The 18,658-nt window shown below is 68.7% G+C and carries 18 protein-coding genes; 4 read left to right on the forward strand and 14 right to left on the reverse strand.

Going from position 1 to position 18,658, the window contains the following annotated elements; translation table 11 throughout:
* Positions 1–174: 174 nt before the first annotated feature.
* Positions 175–2,280: a fibronectin type III domain-containing protein gene (locus DFR50_RS09500; protein WP_170153131.1), complete on the reverse strand. Its 2,106-nt coding sequence runs from the start codon at positions 2,278–2,280 to the stop codon at positions 175–177.
* 411 nt (positions 2,281–2,691) lie between these two features.
* On the opposite strand from DFR50_RS09500, the gene DFR50_RS09505 reads away from it, so the two are divergent.
* Positions 2,692–3,066 carry a DUF2147 domain-containing protein gene (locus DFR50_RS09505; protein ID WP_113888972.1) on the forward strand — a complete coding sequence of 125 codons (375 nt, stop codon included), beginning with the start codon at positions 2,692–2,694 and terminating at the stop codon, positions 3,064–3,066.
* Positions 3,067–3,082: 16 nt separating this feature from the next.
* On the opposite strand, the gene ubiG is transcribed toward DFR50_RS09505, so the two are convergent.
* Positions 3,083–3,829: a bifunctional 2-polyprenyl-6-hydroxyphenol methylase/3-demethylubiquinol 3-O-methyltransferase UbiG gene (ubiG, locus tag DFR50_RS09510; protein ID WP_113888973.1), complete on the reverse strand. Its 747-nt coding sequence runs from the start codon at positions 3,827–3,829 to the stop codon at positions 3,083–3,085.
* Positions 3,830–3,950: 121 nt separating this feature from the next.
* Here ubiG and DFR50_RS09515 point away from each other — a divergent pair, with 121 nt between their 5' ends.
* Positions 3,951–5,189: an aspartate kinase gene (locus DFR50_RS09515; protein WP_113888974.1), complete on the forward strand. Its 1,239-nt coding sequence runs from the start codon at positions 3,951–3,953 to the stop codon at positions 5,187–5,189.
* 1,422 nt (positions 5,190–6,611) lie between these two features.
* On the opposite strand, the gene DFR50_RS09525 is transcribed toward DFR50_RS09515, so the two are convergent.
* The 3 genes from DFR50_RS09525 to DFR50_RS09535 form a co-directional block, all read right to left on the reverse strand.
* Positions 6,612–6,800, reverse strand: a complete 189-nt coding sequence (locus DFR50_RS09525) for a hypothetical protein (protein ID WP_113888976.1) — start codon at positions 6,798–6,800, stop codon at positions 6,612–6,614.
* Positions 6,801–7,015: 215 nt separating this feature from the next.
* A complete protein-coding gene (gmk, locus tag DFR50_RS09530) occupies positions 7,016–7,663 on the reverse strand; it encodes a guanylate kinase (RefSeq protein WP_113888977.1) in 648 nt (215 codons plus the stop codon).
* Positions 7,660–8,547 carry a YicC/YloC family endoribonuclease gene (locus tag DFR50_RS09535; RefSeq protein ID WP_113888978.1) on the reverse strand — a complete coding sequence of 296 codons (888 nt, stop codon included), beginning with the start codon at positions 8,545–8,547 and terminating at the stop codon, positions 7,660–7,662. The genes gmk and DFR50_RS09535 overlap by 4 nt, the downstream gene beginning before the upstream one ends.
* 154 nt (positions 8,548–8,701) lie before the next feature.
* Between DFR50_RS09535 and DFR50_RS09540 the strand changes: the two genes are divergently transcribed.
* On the forward strand, positions 8,702–8,923 hold the full coding sequence (locus DFR50_RS09540) for a hypothetical protein (RefSeq protein ID WP_113888979.1): 222 nt from the start codon (positions 8,702–8,704) through the stop codon (positions 8,921–8,923).
* Positions 8,924–9,122: 199 nt separating this feature from the next.
* Here DFR50_RS09540 and DFR50_RS09545 read toward each other — a convergent pair whose 3' ends face one another.
* From DFR50_RS09545 to carB, 5 genes are all read right to left on the reverse strand, one after another.
* Positions 9,123–9,950: an RNA methyltransferase gene (locus DFR50_RS09545; RefSeq protein ID WP_113889116.1), complete on the reverse strand. Its 828-nt coding sequence runs from the start codon at positions 9,948–9,950 to the stop codon at positions 9,123–9,125.
* A gap of 28 nt (positions 9,951–9,978) precedes the next feature.
* Positions 9,979–10,470: a hypothetical protein gene (locus tag DFR50_RS09550; RefSeq protein ID WP_113888980.1), complete on the reverse strand. Its 492-nt coding sequence runs from the start codon at positions 10,468–10,470 to the stop codon at positions 9,979–9,981.
* A 52-nt stretch (positions 10,471–10,522) separates the two neighbouring features.
* Positions 10,523–11,044, reverse strand: coding sequence for a hypothetical protein (locus tag DFR50_RS09555; RefSeq protein WP_113888981.1), 522 nt, complete (start codon positions 11,042–11,044; stop codon positions 10,523–10,525).
* Positions 11,045–11,106: 62 nt separating this feature from the next.
* Entirely contained in the window at positions 11,107–11,580 is a 474-nt protein-coding gene (gene greA / locus DFR50_RS09560) for a transcription elongation factor GreA (protein WP_113888982.1), read from the reverse strand.
* A 48-nt stretch (positions 11,581–11,628) separates the two neighbouring features.
* Positions 11,629–14,952, reverse strand: a complete 3,324-nt coding sequence (gene carB, locus DFR50_RS09565) for a carbamoyl-phosphate synthase large subunit (RefSeq protein WP_113889117.1) — start codon at positions 14,950–14,952, stop codon at positions 11,629–11,631.
* On the opposite strand from carB, the gene DFR50_RS31320 reads away from it, so the two are divergent.
* A complete protein-coding gene (locus DFR50_RS31320; RefSeq protein ID WP_147262711.1) occupies positions 14,933–15,289 on the forward strand; it encodes a hypothetical protein in 357 nt (118 codons plus the stop codon). The genes carB and DFR50_RS31320 overlap by 20 nt on opposite strands.
* Before the next feature lie 370 nt (positions 15,290–15,659).
* On the opposite strand, the gene DFR50_RS09570 is transcribed toward DFR50_RS31320, so the two are convergent.
* The 4 genes from DFR50_RS09570 to DFR50_RS09585 all read right to left on the reverse strand — a co-directional run.
* A complete protein-coding gene (locus tag DFR50_RS09570) occupies positions 15,660–16,424 on the reverse strand; it encodes a DUF2019 domain-containing protein (RefSeq protein ID WP_113888983.1) in 765 nt (254 codons plus the stop codon).
* Positions 16,425–16,440: 16 nt separating this feature from the next.
* Positions 16,441–17,205, reverse strand: coding sequence for a DUF2019 domain-containing protein (locus tag DFR50_RS09575; RefSeq protein WP_113888984.1), 765 nt, complete (start codon positions 17,203–17,205; stop codon positions 16,441–16,443).
* 16 nt (positions 17,206–17,221) lie between these two features.
* Positions 17,222–17,983, reverse strand: a complete 762-nt coding sequence (locus DFR50_RS09580) for a DUF2019 domain-containing protein (RefSeq protein ID WP_170153132.1) — start codon at positions 17,981–17,983, stop codon at positions 17,222–17,224.
* A 16-nt stretch (positions 17,984–17,999) separates the two neighbouring features.
* Positions 18,000–18,658, reverse strand: a 659-nt coding sequence (locus DFR50_RS09585; protein WP_210208845.1) for a DUF2019 domain-containing protein, incomplete at its 5' end; no start/stop codon positions are given.

Here is an 18,658-nt window from a genome sequence, read left to right on the forward strand (position 1 = left end):
CCGGGAGAAGGCGGCGCCGAGCGGACCTGCCCACGTCCGGGCCGCCCGCCGCCGTGGTCAGCCGGTCGGTCGCCCGGCGCGAGGCGGCGCGCAACGGGCCGACCCGATCGCGTTCGGGGGCGACAAACGGCCGCAGGGCCGCGCGCCCCGGCCGAGCCGGGGCGCGGAAGGCGCTCAGGCCTTCTCGAAGATCGATGAGAACTGGTAGGCGGACTGCGCGAGCCCGCTCGCGGTCGGCGAAGCCCAGGTCGCCCCCGCCCCGCTGCCGTTGTCGCGCGCGACCGACCACATCGACAGCCGGCCGATGTCGCTGCCCGCGCCGCTGGCGTAATTCGACAGAAGCTGGGCGTCGGCGAGCGTGAACACTTCGGACGAGACGTCGTTGACGCCGATCATCGGCGTGACGCCGATCGTCGCCTTCAGGCCGAGCGACTTGATCAGCGCCGCCGTCGCCTGAACCGCGTCGATCGCGTCCTGACCCATCGCGCCGCCGTTGTCGACCGCCGAGCCGTAATCCATCGTCATGATGTTGACGACGTTCGGGTCGACGCCGTCGTTCTTGACGTCCTGCAGGAAGGCCTGGCCGTTCGAGTCGGGGCCGGTCGGCAGCACGGGTATGGTGAACGAGATCTGCAGGCCGGGATTGGCCGCTTCGAGCCCGAGGAGGGCCTGGTCGCGCAGGTGAATCGACGCCGTATTGGCGATCGCCGCGCCCTCGACGTCGAAGTCGAGCGACGTCACGCCGTAGCGATTGATCACCGACTGGTATTCCGCCTGGAGCGCGGACGCGCTGGTCGCCGCGACCGCCGGGTCGGTCCCGGCCGAGCCGCCGAACGAGATGATGACGTTTCCGCCGATCGCGCGCAGGTTCTGGACCTGCTGAAGGATGGTCGAGCCGTCGGCGAGCTTGTCCCCGGCGATCGTCCCCGTCCCGCCCCAGCCGATCTGGTTTTGACCGGAACTCTGGATGAAGGCGAGCGTGAAGGTCTTGATGCCGGAGGCCTGGGCGATGGCGACCAGATTCTCGTCCTGGGTCAGGCCCATGTCGATATAGGGCGCGAACACGACGCTCGCGGCGCCGCCCGCCGCTGCGGCGGCGGTCGTGACGCTGACCGCGGAGCTTGTCGGCGAAGCGCCGTCGGCATCGACCGCGCTGACGCTGAACGTGTAGGCGGTCGACGCCGCGAGGCCGGTCACCGTGCCCCGCGTCGAGGTCGTGGTCGCGACTTCCTTGCCATTCTCGTAAATATCGTAGCCGGTGACAGCCTGGCCGATCGGCGCGGCGGCGGCGTTCCAGCTCAGCGTCGTCGAGTTGGAGGTGGTGTACGCCGCAGCGAGGCCCGCCGGCACGGTCGGCGCGCCGCCGGTCGTGCTGCCCGGCGCGGCGCCGATGATCGTCCAGGGCTCGCCGCCGCCCGAGGCGCCGCTGTTCTTGGCGGGGTCCTGATCCTGGGTCCACCAGTTCGCCGCGTAGACGATGTTGTTTTCCTGCGCCTCCATCCCCTGGGTGTAGACGGCGGTCGCGGACCAGATCGGAATCGAAGCGGCGGCGGTCGTCTTGACGCTCAGCGCCGAACTCTGCGCCGAGGTTCCGGCGGCGTCCTGCGCCGCCACCGTGAAGGCGTAGCTGGTCGAGGCCGTCAAACCGGAGACGGCGAAGCTCGTGGTCGTTGTCGTGCCGAGAACCTTGCCGTTCTCGTAAACGACGTAGTCGGTGATCGTCTCGCCGCTCGGAGGGGCGACGGCCGTCCAGCTCAAGGTCGTCGCGGCGGACGATGTCGACGAGTCCTTGAGGCCGCCGGGCGCCGACGGAACCGCGCCGCCGGTGGCGACCTGCAGCGCCGAACTCTGCGCCGAGGTTCCGGCCGCGTCTTCCGCCGCCACGGTGAAGCTGTAGCGGGTCGAGCCCGTCAGGCCCGATGCGACGTAGCTCGTCGACGTCGTCGCGCCGATCGCTGTCCCGTTCTCGTAAACGATGTAGTCGGTGATCGTCTGTCCGGTTGGCGGGGCGACCGGCGTCCAGCTCAGGGTCGTCGCGGTGGCGGACGTCGCGGACGCAGCGAGCCCTCCCGGCGCTGACGGGACCGTCTTGGAGGTGGACCCGCCGGAGCCCGCATCGACAACGGTCCAGGGCTTGCCCGAGCCGGGACCGCCGTTGTCTTGAGCGGGATTGTCGCCTTGGGTCCACCAGTTGGCGATATAGATCACGCCGTCGAAGGTGACTTCTTGGCCGACTGTATAGACGCCCGTCGTCGACCAGACAGGAATGTTCTTTGTCATAAAGACCCCTCCCGCGCGACAGTCGCTCGCAGAATTGCACGACCGCTCTCGCCCAGCTCTCTTCGTCATATTGATAAAATCCTAACGCTGATCACGTCAAGGGCGCGATCCGGGGCGGCATACGGCGACACGGGCTTTGTTTTCTTTTTTTGGTTTATTTGGCGACCATCGGCGGCTTGGACAATGCATATATGACGGGTTTCACGGGGTTCCCGATTCCCGCCGCCTCGTCCTGCGCCTCGATCAGGCGGGCGCAGACCCCCGCCGGCTCCTCGCTCGCCCGCGCCCTGTGGCGGCGGCCCGGCTCGCTCCGGCGCTGCCGGCGGGCTGATGGGACGGCCCGTGAACCGGCGGCTTGACCGCATCGTTCATTCGTGAACTGATCGGCGGCGCAATCCGGGGAGGGATGACATGGCGAGGGTGTTGCTCGGGAGCGCGGCGATTCTGGCCGTGTCGATGTCGGCGGCTGCGGCCGGAGACGCCACGGGCCTGTGGCTGCGCGACAGCGGCGCGTCGAAGGTGCGGATTGCGCCCTGCGGCGGCGAGGCCTTGTGCGGCTCGATCGTCTGGCTCAAGGATTCCAGCGGCCCGGCCAAGGTCGGCCAGCAGGTCTTCTTCGGCATGAAGCCGCACGGCGACAACGTCTGGACCGGCTCCGCCTTCAACCCCGAGGACGGGAAGACCTATTCCGGCAAGATGACCCTGTCGGGCGACAGCCTCACCACCGCCGGCTGCGTCCTCGGCGGCCTGATCTGCAAGTCGGTCGCCTGGACGCGGGCGCGGTAGCGGCGCGCGCCGCGTTTCACGCCGGCTTCTTCGCCGCGAGCTGGTAGTTGACGCCGAGGTCGTCCGTGAGCCGCCAGCTGCGGCGCAGCGGGTCGTAGGAGACGCCCTTGCGCTCGATCCCCTTCAAGCCCGCCTGACGGGCGGCGAGCGTCAGTTCTTCGGGCGTGACGAACTGCTCCCAGCGATGGGTGCCGGGCTCGATCCAGCGCAGGATGTATTCGGCGCCGACGATGGCGAGGACGAAACTGCGCAGCGTGCGGTTGACGGTCGAGGCGAGGAAGATCCCGCCGGGCTTCAGCAGCGACGCCGCCTCGGCGACGAAGCGGGCGGGATCGGCGACGTGCTCGACCACCTCCATCGCCGTCACGACGTCGAATTTGTCCGCGCCCGCCGCCATCTCCTCGACGGTCGCCACGCGATATTCGAGTCTCGCCCCGGTCGCCTCGGCGTGGCGGCGCGCGACGCCGATCGAGGCGGGAGCCGGATCGATGCCGAGCACGTCGCCGCCGAGCCGCGCCAGCGGTTCGGCGAACAGGCCGCCGCCGCAGCCGACGTCGAGGATCGTGAGGCCGCTCAGCGGCAGGCCCGCCTCCGCCTCGCGGTGAAAGCGCCGGGCGAGGGCGTCGAGCGCCCAGGCGACGCGCACCGGCGTCAGGCGATGCAGCGGCGCCATCGGCCCGTTCTCGTCCCACCACGACTCGCCGAGCGCGTCGAACCGCTGGACTTCCTCGGCGATGACGCTTCTGGCCGATTGCGCGCTCATGTTCACCTCGGGAAAGCGGGTCGACGCCGGCCGGCGTTGACCCGCCGGGGGCGCGCCCTTATACGGCGCCGCGACCCCTCGCGCGAGCGGCGCTTTCCCTTACCGAAAACCGAGGTCCTTCGTGTCGCGTCTGGTGATGAAATTCGGCGGCACGTCGGTCGCCAACGTCGAACGCATTCGCAACGTCGCGCGGCACGTGAAACGGGAAGCGGACGCGGGTCACGAGGTCGCGGTGGTGGTCTCCGCCATGTCCGGCAAGACCAACGAACTCGTCGCCTGGTGCAAGGAGACCGGATCGCATTTCGACAATCCGGAATACGATGCGATCGTCGCCTCGGGCGAACTGGTGACCGCGGGCCTGCTCGCGCTGGCGCTCAAGGACATCGGCTTCAAGGCGCGCTCGTGGCAGGGCTGGCAGATCCCGATTCTCACCGACGACGCGCACGGAAGCGCGCGGATCGCCAAGATCGACGGCGCGCGCCTGATCGACGGGTTCGGCGCCGGCGAGATCGCCATCGTGGCCGGCTTCCAGGGCCTGCACGCGCCCACCAACCGGGTGACGACGCTGGGGCGCGGCGGCTCGGACACCTCGGCGGTGGCGCTCGCCGCCGCCATCCACGCCGACCGCTGCGACATCTACACCGACGTCGACGGCGTCTACACGACCGATCCGCGCATCGTGCCCAAGGCGCGGCGGCTCGACCGGATTTCGTTCGAGGAAATGCTCGAGATGGCGTCGCTCGGCGCCAAGGTTCTGCAGGTGCGCTCGGTCGAGGTGGCCATGGTGCACAAGGTCAAGCTCTACGTGCGGTCGTCATTCGACGATCCGGCCGACCCCAAGCTTGGCACACTCATTTGCGACGAGGAGGATATCGTGGAGCAGCAGGTCGTCACCGGTATCGCCTTCTCGCGCGACGAGGCGCAGATCACGCTGCGCGACGTGGCCGACAAGCCCGGAGTCGCCGCCGCGATCTTCGGCCCGCTCGCCGAGGCCAGCATCAATGTCGACATGATCATCCAGGTCGTGTCTGAAGATTCGGCCACGACCGACATCACCTTCACCGTCTCGGGCGCCGATTTCGAGCGCGCCCAAAAAATCATCGCCTCGCATCGCGAGGCGATCGGCTATGCCCGGATCAACGGCACGGAAGAGGTGGTGAAGGTGTCGGCGATCGGCGTCGGCATGCGCTCCCATTCCGGCGTCGCCGCCCGCGCGTTTCAGGCGCTGGCCGCCAAGGGCATCAACATCCGCGCCATCACGACGTCGGAGATCAAGTTCTCGATGCTGATCGACGAGCCCTACACCGAACTCGCGGTGCGCACGCTGCACTCGCTCTACGGTCTCGACGCGAAGGCCTGAGGGCGCTCCGAGAGGGTCCGGCGCGCCTCGTTGCAGATTGCGACGGGTCTTCGCGTTTTGCGTCGCGCCGCTCCCGCCGGCCGCGCGACGCGCCCCCTCGTCGCCGCGCCCGCGCCCGGGCGCGGGCGACCGGGCCGCCCTCCTCCTTGCCGGCAGCGACGCGGTTTCGCGTTTCGCCGCCGATGGCGCCGAACTTGCTTAGCTCCTGGTGTCCTCCGGCAGACCGAGCGCCGACCCTGTCGCTCCCAAGCCGGCGTCGCCCCGCCCGAGGCTTCCTCCCTCCTCGGGCGGGGCTCCTTTTTCGCCCTCCGGCGACGGCGGCCCGGCTTGGCCCGGCGACCGGTTCATGAAACCCCTGCTCACAGGAACACCCAAACCGCCGTCATCGCGAGGAGCGAAGCGACGTGGCGATCCAGTGGGGCGGGGCCAAGGTCTGCCGTATGCCCGGCGTCGCCGCGCTGCAACGTCGGCGCAGGCGGCCCTGGATCGCCGCGTCGCCCTTCGGGCTCCTCGCGAGGACGGCGGGAAGCGTCATCGCCCCCGCCTCGGCGTCGACGACCGCCCGTCATTCCAAGGCGCCGCAAGGCTTGGTGTTCCTGCTCACATTAAATCGGCGCTTCCATTGTGGATTTGGCGCGGTTGAATTTTTTTTTGGCGTCTGAAACCAAACCCCTTCCCGCGCGTTGTGCCAATCTGAGGGCGATTTCGGGCTATTGACGAGAACCCGGCCCCTGGGAGGGTGTCGAAATGATGGAATCTATATTGGAGGGATATGTGGTCCTGAGCGCGATCATCACGATCGTGGTCGTAGCGTGGGGATCGGCGCGCGCGCAGCGCCCGTTTGGCAATTAGCCTGCGGCTTCGGGCCAGGCGGGTGCGGACATGATGGAACTCCCCAGTCGGTTCCTGGATCTCTTGCTGGTCGCGCTCATCGTGGTCGCGCACGTCAGGCGTTGGAACGCGACCCGCTGATCGCGCCTCGGACAAGCTTCGGCCGGACAATCCGTCCTCCGAGGCCAAACCCCGCCCAGGAAAGCCGCCTGGGCGGGGTTTCTTTTTCGCGCCAACTGCCAAACCGCCGTCGTCGCGAGGAGCGAAGCGGCGTGGCTCGTCATCGCGAGGAGCGTCATCGCCCCGAGCGACGGCGCGCCGATCTCGCCGCGCCGGGCTTTCGTCTGAAATCGATCGCAGACAGGAAACTTTGGCGGCCGAAGACAAGTCGCAGCGGCCGCTCCGTGGGAGCTTGTGGATGTCGGCCAGGCGCTCCGGACCAGACCGCTGGAGCCCGCCATCGCCCGCTCCCCGTCCGCCCCGCCCTGCGTGCGAGGGATCGGCAGAGCCCCGCCCAGAGGTCCCTCCCCCCTCTGGACGGGGCTCTTCTTTCCGTCCGCGCCGGGATCGGCCTCTAATCAGGCTGCGATTTCAACGCCGGTCGGCCACGCGATGGTAAAATCGCACCGGCCATGCCAGCGCCTCCGGCAGCGCCTGCCCGACGCTCGTGACCAGGCCGCTGGCCGAGGCGCTGCTCCAATTGGACTCGACGACCGGAGACAGCACCACCCCGACGCCGATGAGGTAGAGGATCACGATCAGGGAAATCAGCAGGTTCATGGATCGACCGCCTCTGTTTGGATCGAGGCGCCAAGACCCAGCGCCGTCTTCGGAACGTCCGATGGATACCCTTAGCAGGACGATCGGCTGTCCGTCTGCTGGCGTCTCGAGCGCGCCGGGCGTCGGGAGGCTCGCGAGGCGGTCACTGAGTCCGGCGGACGCCGGCACGGCGCGCGTTGGTCAGCGGCGCGGCAGGCGCCAGCCCGCCGAGCCGTTCAGCCGTGGACCAGCCGCTCGACGAACGGCGCGACGCCGGCCTGCACCCGGCGCACCTTGAGCCGTTCGGCGGCGATGATCGCCAGAACGTCGCGGTAGGCCCGCTGCAGGTCGTCGTTGACGATCACGTAGTGGTAGTTCCGCCAGCGCTCGATCTCGTGCCGCGCCGCCTCGAGCCGCTTCTCGATGGTGATCGCGGAATCTTCGGCCCGCCGTTCGAGGCGGGCGCGAAGCTCGGTCATCGACGGCGGCAGGACGAAGATCGACACCACGTCGTCGCCGAGGCGCTCGCGCACCTGGGCCGCGCCCTGCCAGTCGATGTCGAACAGCATGTCGCGCCCCTGGGCGAGCACGGCTTCCACAGGCGCGAGCGGCGTGCCGTAGCCGTTGCCGTGCACCTCGGCCCACTCGAGCAGGTCGCCCTCGGCCTTCATGCGCTCGAATTCGCGCCGCTCGATGAAGCGGTAATGGATGCCGTCGACTTCGGAGGAGCGCCGCGTCCGCGTCGTCACCGAGACCGAGAGCGTCAGGTCGAGGGCCTTGTCCTGCATCAGCATGCGGGTCAACGTCGTCTTGCCCGCGCCCGAGGGCGAGGACAGGATCAGGATCATGCCGCGCCGGCCCGGATTCATCGTCTCTCCCGTCATTCGATGTTTTGCGCCTGCTCGCGGAATTGCTCGATTTGCGCCCTCAGTTCAAGCCCCTGGGCGGTGAGGCTGACGTCGTTGGCCTTGGCGCAGAGCGTGCTCGCCTCACGGGAGAACTCCTGGGCGAGGAAGTCGAGCCGGCGGCCGATCGCTCCGCCCTCCGCGATGAGGGTCCGCGCCGCGGCGACGTGGGTCGTCAGCCGGTCGAGCTCCTCGCGGATGTCGGCCCGGGAAGCCAACAGGATCGCCTCCTGATGCAGCCGGGCCTCGTCGAAGCCGCGCCCCGCCGCCATCAGCGCCGCGACGCTCTCAGCGAGCCTGGCGCGGACCGCCTCCGGCTTGCGCGCCGGATTGGCGTCGGCTACGCGCGTCAACGCCTCGATCGCGTCGAGTCGCTCGAAAAGCACCGCAGTCAGGGCCTCGCCCTCGGTCCGCCGCGCCGCCGACAGCGCGGCGATCGCCTCGTCGAGGCTCGTCAGCACGCCCGCACAGGCCGCGGCGACCGCCGGTTCGTCGTCCTCCGCCTCGGACGCTTCCACCACCCCGCGCACGGCGAGCAGGCCGTCCATCGTCGGCGGCGCGAGGCCCGCCCGCAGGGCCGCGGCGCGCGCCGCGGCCGCGAGCGCCGCCAGCGCGGTCTCGTCAATGCGCGGCGCGCTCGCGCTCCCCTCGCGCTGTAGGGTGAGCGTGGCGAAACACGTGCCGCGCGTCAGCGCCTTGCCGATCCGGCCGCGCGCCTCCGCTTCGACCCGGTCGAACGGCTGGGGCATGCGCAGCCGCAGGTCGAGGCCCTTGGCGTTGACACTCTTCAGTTCGAACGCCCAGCGCCACGCGCCGCTCGAGCCCGACGCGCGGGCGAAGCCCGTCATGCTGTTGGCCGCCATCCCTGCCGAATCCTTCGCCTTGCGTGAAGCGGCTTTGAGCACGAATCGGCCCCGGAAGTCATCCGGTTCGCCGGGTTCATCGTACGTTCAGGCCACAGCCTGCATCGTACGTCAGGGAAGGCCGCTGGGGCCTCCGGGAACAGGACCTGCCGTCATGATCAAGAGCCTCGTCGTCGCCGCCGCGCTCACCATCGGCCTCGCCGAATACGCCGTCGCGCAGGATGCGGCCCCCGCCGCTCCCGCGCCGATGGAGCATTCCATGCATCACCATCACCATCATCACCACTATCATCATCATCACTACCACCATCACCACCATCACATGCACCATCAGATGCACCACGAGATGGCGCCGGCCGAAGCGCCGAAGCAGTAGTCAGGCGGCGCCGGCCGCACCGGCCGGGCCGGCCGTCGACAAGGCCTTCCGGGCGAAACCGTCCGGGAGGCCTGACGATTTTCTGGCAGGCGCGTTGCGCCGCCAAGCCGCTAACGGCGGGGCCCGGCGGGCGTGCGAATGGAGACTGCGGACGGCGCCGTCGCATCGCCGACACGACGCGCAGCGGCGTCGCGGCGGCTCAGGGCTCGGATTTCTTCGGCCGGACGCGCTTGCGGGTCTGCACCTCGACTCTCGGCCCTTCGGCCAGACGCACGACCGCCCCCCAGAGCGTGCGGACGTCCTGCTGCGTCAGCTCCATGCGATGAAAAATGTTGCGCAGGTTGCGGCGCATGATCGGAACCTTGGTCGCCGGACGAAAGAAGCCGTTCTCGTCGAGCTTGGCTTCCATATACTCGAAGAAGGCGAGCAGCATCTCGCGCTGCGCCGGCGGCGAGAGGGCGCGCGGAATGGTCGCCGGCGGCGGCTGGTCGCCGTGCGCCGCCTTGAACCATTCGTAGCCGCACAGCAGCACCGCCTGCGCCAGGTTGAGCGAGGCGTAGGCGGGATTGGCGGGAAAGGTGACGATCGCCCCGGCGATCGCCACCTCGTCGTTGTCGAGGCCGGTGCGCTCGGGGCCGAACAGAATCGCGTGCCGCTCGCCCGGCGCGGCGGCGGTCGCGGCCATCGCGACGCTCGGGCTGAGGACCGGCTTCGCCTGCCCGCGCTCGCGCGCAGTCGCCGCGTAGACGCGATGACAGTCGGCGACGGCCGCCTCGACGCTGTCAAACACCCGCGCCGCGTCGAGCAGCGCGGTCGCTCCCGCCGCCGCGGCGTAGGCGACGTCGCGATATTCGTCGGCGCGCGGCCAGCCCTCGCGCGGATTGACCAGGCGCAGGTCGTCCAGGCCGAAATTGGCCATCGCCCGCGCGCACATGCCGATGTTGACCGCGAGTTGGGGTCTCACCAGGACGACCGCCGGACCGCCGATCCGCGGCGTCTTCGATCGGTCCGTCCCCGCGCCGACCATCGCCGCCGTCACGTCCCGTCCCGAGGGCTCACAGGCCGAGGTCGCGGGGAATCTGCGCCGCGAAACGCTCGACCAGCAGCGTGACCCGCCGTCGGTTGGCCTCGACCCGCATCGGCATGTCGCGCGCCGCCGGGCGAAAGACGGCGGTGGCGCGGAGGCTGCGTCGGCGCGGCGCGACCCCGGGTCCGGCGAGCGAGACGAAGCCGGTGATCTCGTCGACGATGCGCGGCGCCTCGCCCATGCGCATCGGCAGGAGGTGGACGTCGTCGATATCGACGTTGAGGACCGCGCCGCCGGGCGCGCCGCGCGCGAAGCGCCGCCCGAGCGCCTGCGCGACGCTCGCGGGCATCGCGTCCGCGACCCACTGCGCCGTGGGGTCGCCCCGCCGCCGGCGCAGGCGCGACACGTCGACGTGGATTCGCGAAACCCTGAGCCAGGAGGAGGCCTGAGCGAAGTCGGGCGCGAGCGCCGACGCCAGCAGGCCTGAGAACAGGGCGAGCGCGGCGCGGCGGGTCACCATCAGGGTTCGGCCTTTCGGGGAGACAGGGAGCGGCGGCGATTCGGACCCGGCCTCAAAGGCCGAGTTGCCGGGGAACCCACCCGGCGAACGCCTGCGAAAGCAGATTGATCCGGTTCATGTTCGACTGCACGGGAAGGGAGATGTTGACGGAGTTCGGGTAATAGGTCGTGATCGCCCGCAGCGGCATCTCGGCGACGACGCCGCCCCGCGGCCCCTTGACGATGATGTCGCCCTCCATCGTATCGGGACAGGTTCCCCACACGCCGGCGCCGCCGCTGCTCGGGCAAAGGTAGACCCACGCCGGCCGAACGATCAGGGTGGCGCCGCCGCGGTCGCCCGGCGCGTAGTTCGCCCCCAGAGACTGGACCAGCGCCTGCGGCATGGCCTGCGCGACCCAGGCCGCGGTCGGGTCGCCGACGTTCGCGCGCAACGCCGCGACATCGACTTGCACGGCCCGGACCCGGACCGGCCCTTGCGCGAGCGCGGACGGCCCGGCGAACGCCGCCGCTCCCAATGCGGCGGCCACGCCGAGCGCGACCTGCGCGATACGACGGCTCCAGGCGCGATTTGGCATGTCGAAATCCCTTTCAGCCCGACGGGCAGGCGTCAGGACACGCCCGGCGCCGCGCTCGACGGCTATATAAAGACGACTTTCAGGATTTCATAGCTCTTGCCGCCGCCCGGGGTCGTCACCTCGACGGTGTCGCCCGGCTTCTTGCCGATCAGGGCGCGTCCGGTCGGCGAGGTGATCGACATCTTGCCCGATTTCACGTCCGCCTCGCTCTGGCCGACGATCTGGAACACCTTCTCCTCCTCGGTGTCCTCGTCGATCAGCGTCACGGTCGCGCCGAACCGGATCGTGTTGCCGTTCAGCTTCTTGATGTCGATCACCTCCGCGCGCTGCAGAAGGTCCTCGAGCTCGACGATGCGGCCCTCGTTGTGGGACTGCGCCTCCTTGGCCGAATGATATTCGGCGTTCTCGGAGAGGTCGCCGTGCGATCGCGCCTCGGAGATCGCGGCGATGATGCGCGGCCGCTCCACCTGCTGCCGGCGAAGAAACTCGGCCTCCAGCGCCGCATGGCCAGCGGCGGTCATCGGGAGCTTTTCCATCATTTTCCTGTCAAAAAGAGTTCCACGTGGCGGCGACTGGTCGCGCCGTCACGCCAAATAGTCCTGCAACGCCCTGACTTCGAGGTCGCCCGCCGCAACGGCGCGGATTCCCTCCGCCGCTGCGACAGCGCCCGAAAGTGTGGTGTAGTAGGGGGTTTTTTGCAAGAGGGCGGCGCGCCGCAGCGGCTTGGAGTCGGAGAGCGAGGTCGCGCCCTCGGTGGTGTTGAACATGAGCTGCACGCCGCCGTTGCGGACGATGTCGGCCGCGTTGGGGCGGCCTTCCGACACCTTGTTGACCTTCTCGGCCTTGAGGCCGCGAGCGGTCAGGTAGCGCTGCGTGCCGGCGGTCGCCATGATCTTGAAGCCGAGCGCCTGCAGCGCCTGGAGCGGCGCCACGATGCCTTCCTTGTCGGCGTCGCGCACCGAGACGAACACCGTGCCCGAGGTCGGCGGGCGCGACCCGGCCCCGAGCTGGCTCTTGGCGAAGGCGACCTCGAACGAGCGGTCGATGCCCATGACCTCGCCGGTCGAGCGCATCTCCGGCCCGAGCACCGTGTCGACGCCGGGAAAGCGCGCGAACGGAAACACCGCCTCCTTCACCCCGACATGGTTGAGCTTGCCGAGATCGAAGGCGAAGTCCGACAGGCTCTCCCCGGCCATCAGGCGGCTGGCGATCTTGGCGATCGGCTTGCCGATCACCTTGGCGACGAACGGAACCGTGCGGGAAGCGCGCGGGTTGACTTCCAGCACATAGATCACCCCGTCCTTGAGCGCGTACTGGACGTTCATCAGGCCGCCGACTTCGAGCGCGAGCGCGAGCTTCTTCGTCTCGGCCTCGAGCCTCGCGATCGTTTCGGGCGTCAGCGAGCGCGGCGGCAGCGAACAGGCGCTGTCGCCCGAGTGAATGCCCGCCTCCTCGATATGTTCCATGATCCCGGCCACGACGACCGTCTTGCCGTCGCTGAGCGCGTCGACGTCGATCTCGATCGCATCCGACAGATAGCGGTCGAACAGCAGCGGGTTCTTGCCGAGCACGGTGTTGATCTGCCCGGTCTTGTCGTTGGGATAGCGAGCCTTGACGTCGGCCGGCACCAGGCTCGGCAGCACGCCGAGCAGATAATCGTCGAGCGCGGTCTGGTCGTGGATGATCGCCATCGCCCGGCCGCCGAGCACGTAGGACGGGCGCACGACCAGCGGCAGGCCGAGGTCGGCCGAGACCAGCCGCGCCTGCTCGACCGAATAGGCGATGCCGTTCTTCGGCTGCTTCAAGGCCAGCTTGTCGAGCAACCGCTTGAAGCGGTCGCGGTCCTCGGCCAGATCGATCGAATCGACCGAGGTGCCGAGGATCGGCGCGCCCGACTGCTCGATGACGTGAGCGAGTTTCAGCGGCGTCTGGCCGCCGAACTGCACGATCACGCCCTTCAGCGTCCCCTTCTCCCGCTCCTTGTCGAGGATGGCGAGCACGTCCTCGCGCGTCAGCGGCTCGAAATACAGGCGATCCGAGGTGTCGTAGTCGGTCGAGACCGTTTCCGGATTGCAGTTGATCATGATGGTTTCGTAGCCGGCCTCGCTCAGCGCGAAACAGGCGTGGCAGCAGCAATAGTCGAACTCGATGCCCTGCCCGATCCGGTTCGGGCCGCCGCCGAGAATGACGATCTTCTCGCGCGCCGAGGGGTCCGCCTCGCAGGCGGGGGCGCCGGCGAACGGGGCCTCGTAGGTCGAATACATGTAGGCGGTCGGCGCGGCGAACTCGGCCGCGCAGGTGTCGATGCGCTTGAACACCGGCACGACGCCGAGGTCCTTGCGCAAGAGCGCCACCTCGTCTTCGGTCTTGCCGACGAGCCCGGCGAGGCGGACGTCGGAGAACCCGGCCGCCTTCAGCATCCGCAGATTGTCGGCGTCCTGCGGCAGCCCGTGCGCGCGCACCCTCGCCTCGAGCGCGACGATCTCGGCGAGCCGCTCGAGGAACCACGGGTCGATTTTCGAGACCTCGTGAATCTCCTCGACGCTCATCCCCATGCGCATCGCCTGGGCCACGTTCAGGAGCCGGTCGGGGGTGGGCTTGGCGACGGCGGAACGCAGGACGTTCTTGTCGTCGCCCTTGCCGAGGCCGTCGATCTCGATTTCGTCGAGGCCGTCGAGGCCGGTCTCGAGCGAGCGCAGCGCCTTCTGCAGCGATTCGGCGAAGGTGCGGCCGATCGCCATCGCTTCCCCCACCGATTTCATCGCGGTTGTCAGCGTCGGCTCGGCGCCGGGGAATTTCTCGAAGGCGAAGCGCGGGATCTTGGTGACGACATAGTCGATGGTCGGCTCGAACGAGGCCGGCGTCGCGCCGCCGGTGATGTCGTTGGCGATCTCGTCGAGCGTGTAGCCGACGGCGAGTTTCGCCGCCACCTTGGCGATCGGGAAGCCGGTGGCCTTCGAGGCCAGCGCCGAGGAGCGCGAGACGCGCGGGTTCATCTCGATCACGATCATCCGCCCGTCCGCCGGATCGACGGCGAACTGCACGTTCGAACCGCCGGTCTCGACCCCGATCTCGCGCAAGACCGCGATCGAGGCGTCGCGCATGATCTGGAATTCCTTGTCGGTCAGCGTCAGCGCCGGCGCGACGGTGATCGAATCGCCGGTGTGGACGCCCATCGGGTCGAGGTTCTCGATCGAGCAGACGATGATGCAATTGTCCGCCTTGTCGCGGACGACCTCCATCTCGAACTCCTTCCAGCCGAGCACGCTCTCCTCGATCAGCACCTCGTTGGTCGGCGACGCGTCGATGCCGCGCTCGACGATGTCGATGAACTCGCCCTTGTTGTAGGCGATGCCGCCGCCGGTGCCGCCCAGCGTGAAGCTCGGGCGGATGATCGCCGGCAGGCCGATGTCGTCGAGCGCGGCGAGCGCCTGGCTCAGGGTCTTGATGTGGTGCGAACGCGGCGTCTCGAGGCCGATCCTGGTCATCGCCTCGCGGAACAGCTCGCGGTCCTCGGCCTTGTCGATCGCTTCCGCCGTGGCGCCGATCATCTCGACGTCGTATTGCTCGAGCACGCCCATCTTCTTGAGGCTGAGGGCGCAGTTCAGCGCCGTCTGCCCGCCCATGGTCGGCAGCAGGGCGAAGCCGCCGGGAACCGCATAGCGCTCCTTGGCGATGATCTTGGCGACGATCTCCGGGGTGATCGGCTCGACATAGGTGCGGTCGGCCATGTCCGGGTCGGTCATGATGGTGGCCGGGTTCGAATTGATCAGGACGATGCGATAGCCCTCGGCGCGCAAGGTCTTGCACGCCTGCGTGCCGGAATAGTCGAACTCGCAGGCCTGACCGATGATGATCGGCCCCGCGCCGATGATCAGGATGGTGGAAATGTCGGTGCGCTTCGGCATGCGGTCCTCTTCGGCCGCCGGCGCCCCCTTGGACGCGGCGGTGCTGATGCGGCAGGCGCACAAAAAAAGGCCGCGTCGCCGGCTCTTCCTGGCCGCGATGCGTCCTTCGTGCGATCCGCCGACGGTCCGGGACGGCGCCCGGCCTGCTGAGCGTCCCGTCGATAGACGAATTTTTGCGCCGGGGGAAGAGCGGCGCGGCTTTGGCGGACGGCGGCGCGCGGCGACGCGCCGCCCCACGTTCCGCGCGTCGTCGTGCAAGCGGTTGCGGCCAGCGAACGCCATCGCGCCCCGAATCGCGCCCGTCGTCAGGTCCGTGACGATCTCCGCGCCGCAGTGACGCCCTCCCACTCGGAGATCCGGAGCGCTTGATTCCGGCGGCAAGCGACATCGCGCGCGCTCATTTCAGCACCCCATAGGCTCGAAGTTCGTCGGCAGCCTCACGGCAACGCCCAAGGTGGACGCCGAAGACCGCCGTCATCGCGAGCCAAGCGCGGCGATCCAGGGGCCGCTTGCGCTGCTGTCGCGGCTCGTGGACCGCCACGCCGTCCCTCGGGCTTGGTTGCGAGCAGAAGACGGAGCGATCCTTGCCGAATGGACGCAACCGGCGCCGTGGATTGCTTCGTCGCTGCGCTCCTCGCAATGACGGGGTTGGGGGACGCCTCACGCCAATTCTCAATCGAAAGCGTCGCTCTTCTCCACTCGCATCGTCAGCTCTGCGAGGGGGTCCGCGGCGGAATGACGCCCTCTTCCTCGTAGGACCGTAGCGATTGCCCGGCGCGTCCAAGTTCCCAGGAGTCCCCGCTCTTGCTCACCGCTTCGAGCGCCTTCGCCGCCCGCTCGGGAGCGATCCGGATCGTCGCGCGCGCCGCTTCCGCCCGCGTCGTGATGTTCGGCGAATCGAGCAGGGGCAGCAGCCGGTCGCACGCCCCGCGGCAGCGGAGCTCCGCCACGATTTCTTCGACCTCGCCGTCGATTGTGTTGCAAAGCTCGATATCGAGAGGGATGCGCCCGCGGCCGCAATGCCGGGTCCAGAATTCCCGCAGGCAGGCGTCGGAGAACCGCGCGACGAGGTCGTCGACCGACATCTGCGCCAAGGTCGGCCGCCCGGGCGGCGGCGCGCGCGCGTGCTCGATCAGCGCCAGCGCCTCCCGGGGCGACACCTTCTCGCAGAATCCGGCGATCGTGGCGTTCGAAAGCTCGTCATCAATCGCGCAAAAGCGCATCGCCGCCCACAGCCGCACGTCCTCTTCCGGATCTTCCATCAGGGCCGCCAGCGTTCCGGCGGGGACCCGTCTTTCCATCTCCGGGATCAGCGCATTGATACGCGCGAGGCGTGCGGCGCGCTCCGGGGTCCGACGATAGCGCTCCGGCCTCTTGCGGAAATCCCAGGCGCTTCCGAGCGCGTCGGCGAGCTGGCGAAACTCGTCAATGAGTTCGGGAACGGTCATGTCGGCGACATCGCGCGCGCTCACTTCAGCACCCACATCGTTAATTCTGCGGCCGCTTCCGCGCTGGAATGATCCCCTCGTGCTCGTAGTACCACAGCGACATCGAGGCTCCTCCAAGCTCGCAGGAATCCTTGCTGTCGCTCACCGCCTCGAGCGTCTTCACCGCCCTCTCGGGAGCGATCGAGATGGTGGCGCGCGCGGCTTCCGCCCGCGTCGTGATGTTCGGCGAATCGAGCAATGGCAGCAGCCGGTCGCACGCCCCGCGGCGGCGTATTTCCGCGACAATCTGATCGACCTCGCCGTCGATTCTGTACCGAAGCTCCTCATCGAGACCACTGCCATCGCGGCCGCAGTGCCGGGTCCAGAATTCCCGCAGGCAGGCGTCGGAGAAGCGCGCGAGGAGGTCGTCGACCGACATCTGCGCCAAAGTCGGCCGCGCGGGCGGCGGCGTGCGCGCGTGCTCGATCAGCGCCAGCGCCTCCCGGGGTGGCGCCTTCTCGCGCGCCCCGGCGAACGCGGCGTTCGAAAGCTCGCGATCGATCTCGGAAAATCGCATCGCCGCCCACATGCGCACGTCCACCTCGGGGTCCAGCATCAGGGCCGAAATCGTCGCCGGGGGCGCTCGCCGCCGCATTTCCGGCGTCAGCGCGTTCATCCGGGCGATGCGCGCCGCGCGCTCCGGCGTCTTGTCGAAGCGTTCCGGCCTCTTCTTGTAGTTCCAGGGGGTTCCCAGCGCGTCGGCGAGCAGGCGAAACTCGTCGACGAGTTCGGGAACGGTCATGTCGGCGACATCGCGCACGCTCATTTCAGAACCCACATCGTCAATTCTGCGGCCGCTTCCGCGCTGGAATGATCCCCTCGTGCTCGTAATACCACAGCGACATCGACGCTCTTCCAAGCTCGCGGGAATCCTTGCTGTCGCTCACCGCCTCGAGCGTCCTGACCGCGCGCTCGGGAGCGATCCTGATGGTGGCGCGCGCGGCTTCCGCCCGCGTCGTGATGTTCGGCGAATCGAGCAATGGCAGCAGCCGGTCGCACGCCCCGCGGCGGCGTATTTCCGCGACAATCTGATCTACCTCGCCATCGATTCTGTAGCGAAGCTCCTCATCGAGACCACTGCCATCGCGGCCGCAATGCCGGGTCCAGAACTCCCGCAGGCAGGCATCGGAGAACCGCGCCACGAGGTCGTCGACCGACATCTGGGCCAACGTCGGTTGCGCGGGCGGAGGCGTGCGCGCGTGTTCGATCAGCGCCAGCGCCTCCCGGGGTGGCGCCTTCTCGCGAGCTCCGGCGAACGCAGCGTTCGAAAGCTCGCGATCGATCTCGGAAAATCGCATCGCCGCCCACATGCGCACGTCCACCTCGGGGTCCAGCATCAGGGCCGAAATCGTCGCCGGGGGCGCTCGCCGCCGCATTTCCGGCGTCAGCGCGTTCATCCGGGCGATGCGAGCCGCGCGCTCCGGCGTTCTCTCAAACCGTCCAGGCCTCCGGGAATCCCAGGGCGTTCCAAGCTCGTCGGCGAGCCGGCGAAACTCGTCGACGAGTTCCGGAACGGTCATGTCGCCGACATCGCGCACGCTCATTTCAGCACCCACATCGTCAATTCTGCGGCCGCTTCCGCGCCGGAATGATCCCCTCAAACTCATAGTACAAGAGCGACATCGAGGCTCCTCCAAGCTCGCAGGAATCCTTGCTTTCGCTCACCGCCTCGAGCGTCTTCACCGCCCTCTCAGGAGCGATCCTGATGGTGGCGCGCGCGGCTTCCGCCCGCGTCGTGATGTTCGGCGAATCGAGCAACGGCAACAGCCGCTCTCGCGCCCCGCGGCGCCCGAGCTCCTCAGCGATGCTCTGGATCTCCCCGATGATGGTGTTGCGAAGCTCCCCATCGAGACCACTGCCATCGCGGCCGCAATGCCGGCTCCAGAATTCCCGCAGGCAGGCGTCTGAAAACCGCGCCACGAGGTCGTCGACCGACATCTGGGCCAAGGTCGGTTGCGCGGGCGGAGGCGTGCGCGCGTGGTCGATCAGCGCCAGCGCCTCCCGGGGCGACACCTTCTCGCGAGCTCCGGCGAACGCGGCGTTCGAAAGCTCGCGATCGATCTCGGAAAATCGCATCGCCGCCCACATGCGCACGTCCACGTGCGGGTCCAGCATCAGCGCCGAAATCGTCGCCGGGGGCGCTCGCCGCCGCATTTCCGGCGTCAGCGCGTTCATCCGGGCGATGCGAGCCGCGCGCTCCGGCGTTCTCTCAAACCGTT

The organism is Roseiarcus fermentans, assembly GCF_003315135.1.
In the GTDB taxonomy this organism is placed as follows: Bacteria; Pseudomonadota; Alphaproteobacteria; order Rhizobiales; family Beijerinckiaceae; genus Roseiarcus; species Roseiarcus fermentans.

Bases quoted from the DNA above. Each gene is read 5' to 3' on its own strand.
- DFR50_RS09500 (WP_170153131.1), bottom strand. From the start codon at position 2,280: ATGACAAAGAACATTCCTGTCTGGTCGACGACGGGCGTCTATACAGTC.
- DFR50_RS09505 (WP_113888972.1), top strand. From the start codon at position 2,692: ATGGCGAGGGTGTTGCTCGGGAGCGCGGCGATTCTGGCCGTGTCGATG.
- ubiG (WP_113888973.1), bottom strand. From the start codon at position 3,829: ATGAGCGCGCAATCGGCCAGAAGCGTCATCGCCGAGGAAGTCCAGCGG.
- DFR50_RS09525 (WP_113888976.1), bottom strand. From the start codon at position 6,800: ATGAACCTGCTGATTTCCCTGATCGTGATCCTCTACCTCATCGGCGTC.
- gmk (WP_113888977.1), bottom strand. From the start codon at position 7,663: ATGACGGGAGAGACGATGAATCCGGGCCGGCGCGGCATGATCCTGATC.
- DFR50_RS09535 (WP_113888978.1), bottom strand. From the start codon at position 8,547: ATGGCGGCCAACAGCATGACGGGCTTCGCCCGCGCGTCGGGCTCGAGC.
- DFR50_RS09540 (WP_113888979.1), top strand. From the start codon at position 8,702: ATGATCAAGAGCCTCGTCGTCGCCGCCGCGCTCACCATCGGCCTCGCC.
- DFR50_RS09545 (WP_113889116.1), bottom strand. From the start codon at position 9,950: ATGGTCGGCGCGGGGACGGACCGATCGAAGACGCCGCGGATCGGCGGT.
- DFR50_RS09550 (WP_113888980.1), bottom strand. From the start codon at position 10,470: ATGGTGACCCGCCGCGCCGCGCTCGCCCTGTTCTCAGGCCTGCTGGCG.
- DFR50_RS09555 (WP_113888981.1), bottom strand. From the start codon at position 11,044: ATGCCAAATCGCGCCTGGAGCCGTCGTATCGCGCAGGTCGCGCTCGGC.
- greA (WP_113888982.1), bottom strand. From the start codon at position 11,580: ATGGAAAAGCTCCCGATGACCGCCGCTGGCCATGCGGCGCTGGAGGCC.
- DFR50_RS31320 (WP_147262711.1), top strand. From the start codon at position 14,933: ATGTCGGTGCGCTTCGGCATGCGGTCCTCTTCGGCCGCCGGCGCCCCC.
- carB (WP_113889117.1), bottom strand. From the start codon at position 14,952: ATGCCGAAGCGCACCGACATTTCCACCATCCTGATCATCGGCGCGGGG.
- DFR50_RS09575 (WP_113888984.1), bottom strand. From the start codon at position 17,205: ATGAGCGTGCGCGATGTCGCCGACATGACCGTTCCCGAACTCGTCGAC.
- DFR50_RS09580 (WP_170153132.1), bottom strand. From the start codon at position 17,983: ATGAGCGTGCGCGATGTCGGCGACATGACCGTTCCGGAACTCGTCGAC.